Source organism: Crystallibacter degradans, assembly GCF_012952295.1.
GTDB lineage: Bacteria > Actinomycetota > Actinomycetes > Actinomycetales > Micrococcaceae > Crystallibacter > Crystallibacter degradans.
In genome coordinates, this window is sequence record NZ_JABBCH010000014.1 from 72197 (window position 1) to 86158 (window position 13962).

Consider the following 13962-nt stretch of genomic DNA (forward strand, 5'->3'; position numbering starts at 1 on the left):
CTTAGCAGAACTGAGCAGGCGTCCTAGTAGGACCGCGGCAGTCCCAATACCTTAGTTCCCACGAAGGCTTTGATCATATTGTTGTTAACCGGCGCCACTTGGAACATGCGGGTTTCGCGGAACTTGCGTTCGACGTCGTACTCGTCGACGAAGCCGTAGCCGCCGTGGGTGTCGACGGCCGCGTTGGCGGCGGCCCAGCTGGCCTCGGAGGCGAGGTGCTTGGCCATGTTGGCCTCCGCGCCGCAGGGTTCGCCGGCGTCGAACAGGCGGGCGGCCTCGAAGCGCATCATGTCTGCGGCGCGGATCTTCATGTAGGCGTCGACGATCGGGAACTGCACGCCCTGGTTTGAGCCGATCTTGCGGCCGAAGACCTCGCGGGTGTTGGCGTAGTCGGTGGAGCGCTGGGTGAACCAGTAGCCGTCGCCGATGGCTTCGGAGGCCAGCAGGATGCGCTCGGCGTTCCAGCCGTCGATGACGTAGCGGAAGCCGTTGCCGACCTCGCCGATGACCGCTGATGCGGGCACGCGCATGCCCTTGTAGAAGACCTGGTTGGTGGCGTAGTTGAACATGGTGCGCACCGGGACGACCTCGAGGGTCTCGGGCTGCTCGGCGCGGACCTGGCGCAGGTCGACCAGGAAGAGGGTCAGGCCGTGGGTCTTGTCCTGGCCTTTTTCCGATGTGCGGGCTAGCACGAAGGCCAGGTCCGTGTCGAGGATGCGGCTGGTCCAGTTCTTGTGGCCGGTGATCACGAAGTCGTCGCCATCCCGTACGGCGGCGGTTTCGATGCTGGTGGTGTCCGAGCCGGCTTTCTCCTCGGTGATGGAGAAGGCCTGCAGGCGCAGGCGCCCGGCGGCGATTTCCGGCAGGTAGGCGTCCTTCTGTGCATCGTTGCCGTGGCGCAGCAGCGCGCCCATCGTGTACATCTGCGCATGGCAGGCGGCGGAGTGCCCGCCCGAGCGGTTGATTTCCTCCATGATGACGCTGGCCTGCGTCAGTCCGAGGCCCAGGCCGCCGTACTCGGTGGGGATCAGTGCGGAGAGCAGGCCTGCCTCGGTCAGGCTGTCGACGAATTCCTGCGGGTAGCGCCGTTCGCGGTCCGTCTCCCGCCAGTATTCGTCGGGGAAGCGGGCGCACAGTTCGCGGGTGCGTGCCCGCAGTTCATCCAGCTGCTTGCCGGCGGCGATAGTCGGGGTGTCGGTGATCTGCGAGCTCATGATGACTCCTTGTTAACGGCGGCTGTTTGTGGTTGATACACGACGATACAGAATATATTGAAGCGATACAAGGGCTTGGGCGGCAATCATGAACTGGCGCAGAAAGCCTTGAAATTTCCCGACAAACAGGGGAAGCTAAGACACGATACAGAACATATTGGACGGCGAAGAGCCAAAACGTCGCCGAAATGGAAGGAACATGATGAACCAGATGGAAACGCAGGCCGAGGCAGCGGGCACACGGGTAGTGGAAGGCTGGACCGGCAGGCTCTTTGAGGACTTCACGGTCGGGGACCTTTACTATCACCCGTTCGGCAAGACCGTCACCGAGTCGGACAACCAGAGCTTCACGCTGATGACGCAGAACGTTGCGAAGACCCACGTCGACAGCAACTTCGCCGCCGGGACCGAATTCGGCCGCCCGCTGGTGAACTCGACCTTCACGCTGGCGCTCGTGACCGGCCAGTCCACCATCGACCTGTCCATGAACGTGTTCGCGAACATGGGCTGGGACGAGGTGCGGATGCCGAACCCGGTTTATGAAGGCGACACCATCTACTCCCGCTCGAAGGTTCTGGCCGTGCGCGAATCCAAATCCCGTCCGAACCTGGGGCTGGTCACCGTCGCCACGGAGGGATTCAACCAGGACGGCGCCATCGTGATCAGCTACCGGCGCACCTTCATGGTCTACCGGCAGGGCTTCCTGCCCAGTGTGGAATCCTCCCGCCCGGACGAGTCCTCGCTGCCGGACGTGGAAGGCGCACGATGAGCCCGGTCCAAACGGCACCGGCAGGCACAGTGCAGGTCAGCACCGGGCAGGCCGTCACGGCGGCGGCTACGGTCCGCGGCGCGGTGACGGCGCTGTTCGTTCCGGGCGACCGGCCCGAGCGCTTCGCCAAGGCTGCAGCTTCCGGCGCCGACGTCGTGATTATCGACTTGGAAGACGCCGTGGCGGCCGCGGACAAGGCATGCGCCCGGCAAGAAGCCGTGGCCGCGCTCACCGCTTTCGGCGCCAAGGGCAGCCAGGGCGTGCGTGCCTTGGTCCGGGTCAATGCCCAGGACACAGCAGAGTACGACGACGACATCCAGGCGCTGCTCGCACTGGCCTCGCAACCGGGACACGGCTTACTGGGTGTCATGCTGCCCAAGGCCGAGGACCCGGAGCAGGTAGCGGAACTGGCCGCAAAACTGCCCGTTCCGTTGGTCGCCCTGGTGGAGTCCGCGCTGGGGCTCGTCAACGCCGTCGAACTTGCACGGGTGCCCGGGGTGGAGCGTCTGGCCTTCGGCGCCATCGACTTCGCCCTGGACATCGATGCCGACGGCAGCGACCGCGTACTGGACCATGCCCGCGCCCAGCTCGTGGTCGCATCCCGCGCCGCCGGAATCGCCCCGCCACTTGACTCGCCCTCAACCGACATCCGCGATACCGCAGCTGTTGCCGCCTCGGCCAAACTGGGCCGGGGCTTCGGCTTCGGCGGCAAGCTATGCATCCACCCGGCCCAGCTGACCGCGGTTTCAGCGGCCTTCACTCCGTCACCGGAAGAGATCGCCTGGGCCCGCAAGATCCTCGCCACCGACGGGGGAGCGGTGCAGATGGACGGCCAGATGGTTGACCGGCCCGTCATCGACCGGGCCCGGCGCATTATTGAACGCACGGGCACAGAACCAACAGGACAGGATTAATCATGGCGACATTGCCACTGCAAGGAATTACCGTTGTCTCCCTCGAACAGGCCGTGGCGGCACCCTTCGCCACCCGGCAACTGGCAGACCTGGGCGCCCGGGTCATCAAAGTTGAGCGCGATACCGGCGATTTTGCCCGCGGCTACGACGACAAGGTCGACGGCATGGCCAGCTACTTTGTCTGGCTGAACCGCAGCAAAGAGTCCATCGTGCTGGACCTGAAATCCGAATCCGGCCTCGCCGTGCTGCGCAAGCTCGTCGAACAGGCGGACGTCCTGGTGCAGAACCTCGCACCGGGAGCTGTCGAACGCCTCGGTCTGGGACCGGACGAAGCCCTCGCCCTGAACCCGCGGCTGATCCACGCCTCCATCTCCGGCTACGGCCGCGGCGGCCCGTACGCCACCAAGAAGGCCTACGACCTGCTGGTGCAATGCGAGTCCGGCATGCTCAGCGTCACCGGCACACCGGAGAACCCCGCGAAGGTCGGAGTCTCCATCGCAGACATCTGCGCCGGCATGTACACCTACTCCGGAATCCTGACCTCGCTGCTCCAACGCGCGACGACGGGACGCGGCGACGTGCTGGAAGTATCCATGCTCGAAGCCCTCGCCGAATGGGTAGCCCAGCCGTACTTCTACGCGGAATACGGTGGGGAACAGCCGCGCCGCAGCGGTGCCGAACACGCCTCCATCGCACCCTACGGCCCGTTCCCTGCCGCCGACGGAACAGTGTTCTTCGGCATCCAGAACGAACGCGAGTGGAAGGTGTTCTGCTCGGACGTCCTGCACCGGCCCGAGCTTTTTGAAGACGCCCGGTTCGCCGGCAACTCCTCACGCGTGCGCAACCGACCGGAACTGCACGAAACCATCAACGCCGTTCTCGCGGCGCTGCCCGCCGACGAAGTGCTGGCCCGGCTGGATGAAGCCGGTATCGCCAACGCAAAACTGCGGACCATGCAGGAACTCTCCGCCCACCCGCAACTGGCCGAACGCAACCGCTGGCGCGACGTCGACTCCCCGGTGGGCCCGCTGCGCAGCATGCTGCCGCCCGTAACCTCCCGGGAAGCAGCCGTGCGAATGGACCGGATCCCGGAAATCGGCGAACACACGGAAAAGATCCTGGCCGAACTCGGCATCCGGCCGTGAGGGGAGGCGCGCCGGTCCCGGCGGCGGGCGAGCTGCCGGAGACAGTATCGTAGGTATTTATGGGAGCGGAAGAAACGGCGGAATCATGAGCGAGCACAAAACGCGAGCTACCCGGCCGCCACAGCTGAGCGACCAGGCCTCGGCCTATGTCCGCGGGCTGATCATGTCCGGCGAGCTGCGCCCGGGCACCCAGGTGCGGCCCGAAACCATCGGTGAAGCCCTGGATATTTCGACGACGCCGGCGCGTGAAGCGCTGCAGTCGTTGCGGGTGGAAGGCTTCCTCGAACTGCTTCCGCGCAAGGGCTTCCTTGTTGCCGCCCTGACGGGCCAGGACATCCGCGACCTCTTCCGCACCCAGGCGCTGATCGGCGGCGAACTTGCCGCGCGGGCGGCGGAAAAGGCCACTTCGGCAGAGAAAGCCGAACTCGAAGCGTTGCACCATGAGCTGATCGCCGCGGCCGCCCGCAACAACGTCGCACTGCTGGAAGAAAAGAACCATGCCTTCCACCGCGAAATCAACCTGCTGGCGGACTCCCGCAAGATCATCTGGGTCCTCGGCCTGGTCACACGCTACGTACCTCGCCAGTTCTACTCCAACATCCCAGGCTGGCCTCAGGCCACGGTGGAGGACCACGCCCGCCTGCTGGAAAGCATCCGCGCCAACGACGCCGCCGCCGCACGCACGGCGATGGAAGAGCACATCATGCACGCCGGCGAACTCCTGGCCGAGCACTTTGACTCGCGCATGGCTGCCGAAACGCCATCGCACGAGGTGAAGCCCGAGGACGCCGCGCAGCCGGTGTAACTGCATCTCTTGCCATCCAGCGCGACCTGGAGGCGTTCGCCGGCTAACCGTGCAGGCTGCGGTAGGCTGCGGCAGCGCCGGAGTGCAGCGGAAGGCCGGAGGTGTAGATCAGGGACCGGGCGTCCAGGTATTGCGCGCCGACGCTTTCTGCGGGCACCAGCTCGGCGGCCTGCGAAACCAGGATCTCCACGAGACTGCCGACGACGTCGTTGGCCAGGTCATGGCGGGCCAACAGCAGGCTGGCGACGCCGATGGTGTCCACTTCGGTATCGGAGCCGTAGATTCCCGCTGGGATCCGGGCTGCCTTGTAGACGGCGCCGTACCTGCGCTGCAACATCTCGAGTTCTTCATTGAGCTCGAGGAGTCGGATCTCAGAGCCACCGGCAGCTGTTCCGGCGCTGATGGCGCCCACCGGAAACCCGCCGGCAAACAGCGCCGCGTCGACAGTCCCGTCGGCCAAGGCACCGGTAATTTCGGCCAGCGCGAGCGGATGGATATCGACGTCGTCCGGCGTTAGATTGGCAGCCGAGAGGATGCGGCGACCGGCAAACTGCGTTCCGCTGTCGTCGGGGCCGAGGCTGATGCGCCGTCCTTTGAGATCATTCAGGTTCCGGACGCTGGAGTCGGCCGGGACGGCGAATTGAAGGTAGTTTTGGTAAACCCGGCCAACCGCGTACAGCCCAGCCGGGTCCGCGCGGGCGGCGTCCGCCAGCGCCAGCGCCAGGGGAACGGTGCCATTACGCAGCAGCTCGAGGTTCTGCACGGTCCCGCTCGTGGTCCGGGGGAGCAGCCGGAATCCGGCACCGGAACGCTCTACTGCAGCGGCCAGCAACGCGGAAAATTCTGAGAAGAAGCCGCCGGGCTCGGCGGCTCCGATCTCGTAGTTCCTGACTTCCGCCGCTGTGCATCCGGTCAAGGTGAGGAAGGCTCCGGCTGCAGCGGCGGAGAGGAAGGTGCGCCGTCCCGGCTTGGCCAAGCTGCCGATGGTCTCAGTCCTCATCGGGGACCTCCCGCTGTCCGCTCTCCACTGGGGTGAAGCGCGGGAAGACCGCGGTGGCGGTCAGGCCGCCGCCTTCCGTTTCGGAGAATTCCAGGACGCCAGCGAAGGATTGCGCGAGGGCCGCGGCGATGGCCAGGCCGAGGCCGGTGCCCGCCCGTGCGGCGCTGTTGCGTCCGGTGTCCCCGGGCGGTCGCGGCCCGGCCTGCACAGCGGCTTGCCTGTCCGCCAGTTCCGACCCGCGATAGAAGCGTTCCGTGAGCCTGCTTCGCGCTTCTGCCGGAACGCCCGGCCCGTTGTCTGCCACCGAAACACCGATCCGGGTGTATCCGTTGGCAGCGGGCCGGCGCTCGACGGCGACCCGGATAAGGCTGGCGCCAGCGGCGTACTTGCAGGCATTGTCGATCAATACGTCGAGTATCTGGGCCAGGACGGTCGCCGGGACGGCGGCCTCGACCTCTTCCAGAGCGTCCTCCAGTTCTTCTGTGGCAGTCTGGAGCTCAAGACCGATTCCGAGTTCGGAGGCGCTGCCCTGCCAGAAATCGACCCGGTCGGCCGCGACAGTCAAGGGCAGGCAGCGGGCAGTTGGCCCATCCGTCCGGCTGCCGGGACTTTCAGCAGCCGCGAGCTTGAGGAGATCATCCAGAATTCCCGCCAGCCGGTGGGATTCCGCCGCGGCCCGCTCGTAGCTGCGCCGGCCAATCTCGGAAACCGCAGGTTCCAGCGTGTCCAGGCGAAGTTGCAGGGCAGCCAGCGGGTTGCGCAGTTGGTGGGCCGTGTCCGCGACGAGCCGGCGCTGCGCCTCGGCCGAGCGGTGAACGTCGTCGGACATCGACTCGAAGGACCGGGTGAGCTCGCGCAATTCAGGCGGACCCCGGCGCGGCAACACCGGGTCCGGTGCTTCTGGTTCGTCTCTGCGCCGGCGGGCGAAGGGAAGGCTCTCGGTCAGCTGTTGCACTCGTCCGCTCAGGCGCTCCAGCGGGCGCAGCACCCAGTTGCTGACGGAGTGGGCGAGGACGCCGAACGCTGCCAGCGCCGCGGCGACGCCGAGAAGGATGTACAACCAAGCGCGAACGATGTCTGCCTTGGCGGCACCAGTGGAGGCAACCAGCAGCACCGCCCCATTGACCTGGGCGTCGGTTCCCACCGGTTTGGCGAAGATCGCCTCGTCCTGGCTCCACGGCTTCAACGCATCCTGAGTTGTGGGCGACTGGTTGCGCAACGCTCTGGAAACCGCCTGCGATACTTCCGGAGAATCGAGGTCGACGCCGAGCGAACGGGCAGGCACCCCGCGGGTTGAGATCACGGCGAGGTCCTCCCCGTACAGCTCGTGGTAGGCCTCCATCTCGTCAAAGAGCGCGCCCGCTCCTTCACCGGTAACGTAGTTCTCGGCGAGGGAGGCGAAGCGCTGCACGTCGCCGTCGCGGGTGAGGACGAACTCCCGGGTCCGGGCCTCGGCGACGGACGCGCCCAGCGGGACGGCGAACGTCGCCACGGTCAGGGTCGCGAGCACGGCCAGCACCAGCAAGAGGCGGCTACGCATTGCTCAGGCTGTCCACCGGTAGCCGAACCCGCGGATCGTCTCGATCACTCCGCTGCGGCCGAGCTTGGACCGCAACGCATTCATGTGGACGTCCAGGCTGCGCGAGACGGTGACAAAGGCATCGCCCCAAATGCGGTCCATCAGCTGCTGCCGGCTCACCGCCGCACCGGGTTCCTCCAGCAGTATGGCCAGCAGTTCGAACTCCTTGGTGGTCAACTGGACCGGTGCGCCGTCGACGGTCACGCTGCGCGAACCGAGATCGACGGCGATATCGCCAAACCTCCATACCGCCGGTGCCGGCACCGAAGAGGTGCGGGCCAGCCGGCGGCCGATCGCCTCGATCCTCGCCAGCAGCTCGGCCATCCGGGCGGGTTTGACCAGGTAATCGTCCGCGCCGCTGCGAAGTGCGCGCACCACGCTGCGTTCGTCGTCGCGGGCGGTCAGGACGACGACGGGGACCAGGCTCACCTGCCGCAGTTGGCGAAGCACGTCGATCCCGTCGGCATCGGGGAGACCGAGGTCCAGGAGGACGACGTCGAAATCCTGGTGCCGGGTCAGCAGGTCCAGTCCCCGGCTCATCCGTACGGACGGGATGCGGTGCATGGCCAGGCCATCGACAATGGCTTCCGCCACGCCGTCGTCGTCCTCGACAATGCCGACCCGCATGCTGCTCCTTCGCTGCTCACGGCAACGTCGGCGGGGCCGCAAGGGCTCCGCCGACGATGCTGGAATATTGGTTTGAGTCTACTTCGTTGGGACCAGCTCCGGCTGCTCGGAAGCAGCGGCCTGAGCGGTGTCAGTGGTTGAGTCTGCGACGGTGTCCGACGTCGTGCCGGTGGCGTCCGAAGGCCTGCGCAGATCCAGCTGGGAGTTCTTCGACGGTTCCTTGACCATGAAGGCGGCGAGCATGGTCAAGGCGATGCAGCCGGTGACGTACCAGAAGAACATCGACTCGACGCCGGCCTGCTTCAGTGCCAGGGCGACCGGCTCCGCGGTGCCGCCGAACAACGCTGCGACGATCGCGTGGGGGAGCCCTACGCCGAGCGCCCGCACCTTGGTCGGGAACATCTCCGCCTTGATGATCGCGCTGAGCGAGGTGTAGCCGGTGACGAAGACCAGGCCGACCATCATAAGGCCGAAGGCTGCGAACACGTTGGACGTGTGGGAGAGCATGGTCAGCAGCGGGACGGTGGCGATGGTGCCGCCGATGGAGAAGAAGAGCATGATCTTGCGGCGGCCGATCTTGTCCGACAGTGCGCCGGCGATCGGCTGGAGCAGCATGAAGATGAACAGGGCGATGAAGCTGATCATGGCCGCATCTTCCTTGGAAATGCCGGAGGTGTTGACCATGTACTTCTGCATGTAGCTGGTGTAGACGTAGAACGCTACGGTGCCGCCCAGCGCCAGGCCGAAGACGGCGGCGAGCTGCTTCGGGTACTTGGCCAGGGCGCGCAGGCCGCCGACCTGCTTCTGGCCATCGGCCTTGGCGCGGGTCTGCTCCTCCTTGTAGTGATCGGACTCGTCCATGCCGCGGCGCAGCAACATCACGGCCAGGCCGGCGACGGCGCCGACGACGAACGGAATGCGCCAGCCGTAGGCGTACATCTGCTCTTCAGTGAGGATGTTCTGCAGCAGGATCATCAGCAGCAGGGCCGACAGCTGGCCCATGATGATGGAGACGTACTGGAAACTGGAGTAGAAACCGCGGCGTCCCGGGGTGGAGATCTCTGACAGGTAGGTGGCGCTGGAGCCGAACTCCCCGCCGACGCTCAGGCCCTGCAGCAACCGGGCCAGCAGCAGGATGATCGGGGCTGCGATGCCGATGGTCTGGTAGGACGGCGAAAGTGCGATCATCAGCGAGCCGGCGCCCATCAGCAGGACCGAGACCGCCAGGGCGTTGCGGCGGCCGAACCGGTCCGCATACATGCCCAGCAGCCAGCCGCCCAGCGGGCGCATCAGGAAGCCGACCGCGAAGATCGATGCCGCCGCCAGCAGCTGCGCCGTCAGGTCGTCCGCCGGGAAGAACGACTTGGCAAAGTAGATGCTGAAGGAAGCGTAGACGAACCAGTCGAACCATTCGATCAGGTTGCCCAGGCAGCCCTTGACGACATTGCTGACCACCCGGGACTTGGGTGGGTTTGGCGCTGCGGTGTGCGTTGACATCCGAGTTCCTCCTCGTGCCCTGGACGGGCAGTTGATTGGTGTTTCCATCAACTGTGTCTCCCGTCACAGGGCACGGCCAGCTTTCGGAGGAATTCTTAACCGCTCCTTAAGAAAGGCCGCTCTCGGTGACCTGGACCGTGAAGGGCGCCGTGAGCACGCGGTCATCCGCCAGCCGGAACTGGCCCCACAGCCGGTACAGGCCCGGCTCGTCGAAGTGGGCGTGGACGGCGAGTTCGGGTCCGAACTGCTGGCCGGGGAGGGCGAAGACCGGGTTGCCGTTGGCGTCTTCGACGTCGGCGTGCTCGTGCGCGAACTCTTTGCCCGCGGCATCCATGATCACCACATGCCCGGCGGCTGCCAGATACGGCTTCAGGTTGCTGAGCGGCTGCCCGGTGGCGGCATCGGCGAAGGCGAAGGAGAGCTCGCTGGTTTCTCCGGCCGTAGCCTCGCCGTCCAAGGTGACGCGGACGCCGTCGTTATTTTGGGTGCGCGGGCTTTCGGCGAGGGATTGCGGATTCGGGGTGGCGGTGGCGCCGACGCGCAGTTGCTGGACGGCGTGGATGTCCTGCATCTGGCCCTGCCGGCGGAACTCGGTGTTGACCAGGTAGGTGCCGGCGGTGGGGAAGTTGAGCTCGACGGCGAGCTGTCCCGGCTGGCCTGTCGGCTCGGGGTGGACGTGGGCGAAGCTGCCCAGATCGTCGCGGGTGACAATCAGGTGCATCCAGACTTCGTGGCTCAGGCCCAGGTCGTCAATCGGCGCGCCGGTTCCGGCGTCGGTGAGCTCCACCAGTACCCGCGTGGGCTCGCCCGGCCGCGTGGCGGTGGGCAGGACTAGCCGGACGTTGACGTTGGCTTCCTCCGCCGGGAGCGGGTCGACGTCGGTAGTCATCATGGTGCTCATGGCCGGCCGCATCGGCATGCCGGTGGATTGGGTCCAGGCGAGCACGCCGTTCATGCCGCGCTGGGCCGCATCGGTGTGGCTGAGCAGGGTGAAGGCGGTTCCCAGTGCGACGGCGACGGCGGCCACGCCGGCGAGGTACGCGTACTGGCCGACCCGGGCCCGCAGCGGCGGATGCAGGATCCCCTGCACGCCGGCCGGTCGGCGGAAGCCGCGCAGCCGCAGGGCGTTGGTGACCACGCTGACCGAACTCATCGCCATCGCGGCCGAGGCCAGGATGGGGTCCAGCAGGAGACCGCCGGCGAAGTACAGCGCCCCGGCCGCCACGGGAATGAGCAGAGCGTTGTAGGCGAAGGCCCAGAACAGGCCCTGCTTGATGGTGGCGACGGTGCGCCGGGAGAGGGCGATCGCGGACACGATGCCGCGCAGGTCGCCGCCGACCAGCGTGATGTCCGAGGCGGCGATGGCGACGTCCGTTCCGGTGCCGATAGCGATGCCCAGATCGGACTGCGCCAGCGCGGGCGCGTCGTTGATGCCGTCGCCCGCCATGGCGACCACATGGCCCTCGCGCTGCAGGGCGCTGATCCGGTCTGCCTTTTCGCCGGGCAGGACCTCGGCCATCACGTGCTCGATGCCGACGGAGCGGGCGATCGCGGCGGCCGTGGCGGTGTTGTCGCCGGTCAGTATCCAGACCTCGATGCCGAGCGCCTTGAGCTGGGCGATCGCCTCCACGGATTCGGGCCGGACGCTGTCCGCGACGGCGAGCACCGCGGCGGGCTCGCCGTCGATGGCGACGTAGACCGGAGTCTGGCCTTGCTGTGCGGCGGCGGTGGCAGCGGCGTCGAGCCGGGCATTCGCGGTGGCAGTACCATCGTGGCGGGCGTTCGCGGTGCCGGCGTGGTCGACCGAAACCACCAGCGCCCGGTTGCCGATCAGGATGTGCCGGCCGGCCACTTCCGCGTCGATCCCATGGCCCGGCAGCGCCTCGAACTTGTCGGCGTCCGGCAGCTCCAGGCCGCGCTCCACCGCGCGCTCGCGGGCGGCGGCAACAATGGCTTCGCCGAGCGGGTGTTCGCTGCCGCGCTCGGCAGCCCCCACCAAGCCGAGGATCTCGTCGCCGTCCCAAGCCCCCGCCGTCGTAATTCCGGTCAGGCGGGGACGGCCGGTGGTAATCGTGCCGGTTTTATCCAGGACGACGGCGGTCAGCCGGCGGGCCTGCTCGAGCGCTTCGCCGTTGCCGATCAGGATGCCCAGCTCGGCAGCCTTGCCGGTGCCCACCATGACGGCCGTCGGGGTGGCGAGGCCCAGCGCGCACGGGCAGGCGATGATGAGGACGGCGATCGCGGTGCCGATGGCCAGCGTCAGCCGGCCGGTGTCCGGACCGAACAGCGCCCAGCCGGCGAACGTGCCGGCGGCGATGAGCAGCACCGCGGGGACAAACCAGGCGGACACCTTGTCAGCGAGCCGTTGCATCGGCGCCCGCGAGCCCTGCGCGTCCTCGACCAGGCGGATGATCTGCGCCAGTGCGGTGTCGGCGCCCACGGCGGTGGCGCGCAGTACCAGGGAGCCGGTCCGGTTGATGGTCGCGCCGATGGCGGTGTCGCCGGGCCGCTTGTCCACCGGCATGCTCTCGCCGGTCAGCATGCTCTCGTCCACCGCGGACGCGCCCTCGGTGACCACGCCGTCGACCGGGACTTTTTCGCCCGGGCGGACCCGCACCAGGTCACCAACGACGACGTCGTCAACGGGCACGTCCAATTCGACGCCGCCGCGGATCACGCGCGCCGTTTTGGGCGACAGCCCGGCCAGCGCCTTGATCGCCGCCGCCGTCTGCTTCTTCGCCCGGCCTTCCAGCCACTTGCCCATCAGCACCAGCGCGATGATGACCAGCGACGTCTCGAAGTAGACGTGCAGCGGCAGGCCCCAGCCCTCGGCCACGCCCGGCCACAGGGTGACGAAAGCGCTGTAGCCGTACGCCACCCCGGTTCCGAGGGCCACAAGCGTGTTCATGTTGGTGCTGCCGTGCCGGGCGGCGGCCCACGCTGCGGCGTAGATCCCGCGGCCAGCCCAGAACTGCACCGCGGTGGCTACCACCAGCAGCAGCGGCATCAGCCAGTCCATCGCGTCGATCGGCAGCGGCACATACATCACGGCCATCAGGGACAGCCCGGCCGCCAGCGCGACCTGCCACTTCCGTTTGAGCCCGGCCAGTTCCGCGTCGCGGCGGGCCTCGCGGTCATCGTCAACGGACGACGGCGGCTCCGCCGCCTTGCGTACGTCGGGGGCCGGCGTCTGCGCGACCTGCCGGAGGCTGCCGGTGTAGCCGGCGGCGGTGACCGCGGCGGTGAGGTCCTCGGGCCGGACCGCGTCCGGATCGTACGAAACCCGGGCCGCTTCGGTGGCGAGGTTGACGCGGGCGGAGGCCACGCCGTCGAGCTTTGTCAGGGCTTTTTCCACCCGGCCTACACAGGAGGCGCAGGTCATGCCGCCGATATCGAGCGTGCATTCGGCCAGAACCGAGGTGCTCACGGTCTTTCCTTTCCGTCTGTTTTGTTCAAGTGGTTGCGCCGGGCCGCGGCTACTTCGGTAAGCAGCGGCAGCCCGGCGAGGGAGCGGTAAGACGGCTCAAGCGTGTTCGTGCGTGTGGTGCTCGTGTGCCTTGTCGACGGAGTGCTGGCGGTGGTGCGCATGGTCCTGGGTGTATTCGTCCAGCCGCAGCAGCATCGCGAGGGCCATCGCCGGCAGCATCAGCAGATGTCCGGCGGCCATCACGGTGTGGCCGTCGATCAGGCCCATCCATAGCGGGACGAAGAGCACGATGAACGGCAGGTACATGGCCGCGCCCATCTCGATAATCGGTGCCCAGCTGTGCCCGCGGAACTTCATCCAGGCACCCATCGCCACCGTCATGTTCGTCGCCATCACCAGGGAGGCCACGTCCGGCCGGTCGAACACGGCGGAGACGCCGGCGGTGCCGGTCAGCCAGTTCCAGACGGGGTCCAGGATGACCATGCCGAGGATCATGGCGACCACCATTTCCAGGTAGTGCCGGGTGAAAAGCCAGACACGCCTGCCGCGGCTAGCGGAGGACGCGGACGTGGAGGTGGAGGTGGAGGTGCCGGTAGTGGAAGCGTGAAGTTCAGTGTTGTTCATTGTTTTTGCCTTCAGTTGTGGAGATGGGATGGGAGGAGGGGGAGTAGCAAGGGGGCGGGCGGTCAGATGAGCGTGTAGCCGGCCTCGGTCACGGCGGCGGCGACGTCGTTGCGGGCGAGCGGACGCTGGCTTACAACGGTGACGGCGCCCGAGGAGAGGTCGACGTCGACGCCGGTAACCGATGCCAGGCTCCCGATCTCGGTCTTGACCGCGGTCTCGCAATGTCCGCAGGACATGCCGGCTACCTGGTACGTGGTGCGGATCAGTTGGACTTCGTCCGGTTGGCTGCGGCGGAATCGGAGGGACATCGTGGCTCCTTGTGGAAATGAGGTTTGACTTGTGGTTTTCTGCGTTTCGGTAT

General features: G+C 67.0%; 12 protein-coding genes. 4 read left to right on the top strand and 8 right to left on the bottom strand.

Annotated elements, in window-relative coordinates; genetic code table 11:
- Positions 1-23 precede the first annotated feature (23 nt).
- Positions 24-1214, bottom strand: coding sequence for an acyl-CoA dehydrogenase family protein (locus tag HGO92_RS18265; protein WP_169997358.1), 1191 nt, complete (start codon positions 1212-1214; stop codon positions 24-26).
- Between the two features lie 199 nt (positions 1215-1413).
- On the opposite strand from HGO92_RS18265, the gene HGO92_RS18270 reads away from it, so the two are divergent.
- The 4 genes from HGO92_RS18270 to HGO92_RS18285 all read left to right on the top strand — a co-directional run bounded on the left by HGO92_RS18270 (position 1414) and on the right by HGO92_RS18285 (position 4847).
- On the top strand, positions 1414-1983 hold the full coding sequence (locus HGO92_RS18270; protein WP_240974744.1) for a MaoC family dehydratase: 570 nt from the start codon (positions 1414-1416) through the stop codon (positions 1981-1983).
- On the top strand, positions 1980-2897 hold the full coding sequence (locus HGO92_RS18275; protein ID WP_169997360.1) for an HpcH/HpaI aldolase/citrate lyase family protein: 918 nt from the start codon (positions 1980-1982) through the stop codon (positions 2895-2897). Before HGO92_RS18270 ends, HGO92_RS18275 begins: the two co-directional genes overlap by 4 nt.
- Before the next feature lie 2 nt (positions 2898-2899).
- Complete coding sequence (locus HGO92_RS18280) at positions 2900-4042, top strand: CaiB/BaiF CoA transferase family protein (RefSeq protein WP_169997362.1); 1143 nt, start codon at positions 2900-2902, stop codon at positions 4040-4042.
- Between the two features lie 85 nt (positions 4043-4127).
- A complete protein-coding gene (locus HGO92_RS18285) occupies positions 4128-4847 on the top strand; it encodes a GntR family transcriptional regulator (protein WP_169997364.1) in 720 nt (239 codons plus the stop codon).
- Between the two features lie 43 nt (positions 4848-4890).
- On the opposite strand, the gene HGO92_RS18290 is transcribed toward HGO92_RS18285, so the two are convergent.
- From HGO92_RS18290 to HGO92_RS18320, 7 genes are all read right to left on the bottom strand, one after another.
- Positions 4891-5847, bottom strand: a complete 957-nt coding sequence (locus tag HGO92_RS18290) for a TAXI family TRAP transporter solute-binding subunit (protein ID WP_169997366.1) — start codon at positions 5845-5847, stop codon at positions 4891-4893.
- Entirely contained in the window at positions 5837-7387 is a 1551-nt protein-coding gene (locus HGO92_RS18295) for a sensor histidine kinase (protein ID WP_169997368.1), read from the bottom strand. Before HGO92_RS18295 ends, HGO92_RS18290 begins: the two co-directional genes overlap by 11 nt.
- A 3-nt stretch (positions 7388-7390) precedes the next feature.
- Entirely contained in the window at positions 7391-8053 is a 663-nt protein-coding gene (locus tag HGO92_RS18300; protein WP_169997370.1) for a response regulator transcription factor, read from the bottom strand.
- 78 nt (positions 8054-8131) lie between these two features.
- The gene (locus HGO92_RS18305; RefSeq protein ID WP_205834676.1) at positions 8132-9550 is read right to left on the bottom strand and encodes an MFS transporter; all 1419 of its coding nucleotides are present in this window, start codon (positions 9548-9550) and stop codon (positions 8132-8134) included.
- 106 nt (positions 9551-9656) lie between these two features.
- Positions 9657-12977 (bottom strand): heavy metal translocating P-type ATPase, encoded by a 3321-nt coding sequence (locus HGO92_RS18310; RefSeq protein ID WP_169997374.1) that lies wholly within the window; start codon positions 12975-12977, stop codon positions 9657-9659.
- Between the two features lie 96 nt (positions 12978-13073).
- Positions 13074-13601 (bottom strand): hypothetical protein, encoded by a 528-nt coding sequence (locus HGO92_RS18315; protein ID WP_169997376.1) that lies wholly within the window; start codon positions 13599-13601, stop codon positions 13074-13076.
- Between the two features lie 62 nt (positions 13602-13663).
- Positions 13664-13909, bottom strand: coding sequence for a heavy-metal-associated domain-containing protein (locus HGO92_RS18320; protein WP_205834677.1), 246 nt, complete (start codon positions 13907-13909; stop codon positions 13664-13666).
- Positions 13910-13962: the final 53 nt, after the last annotated feature.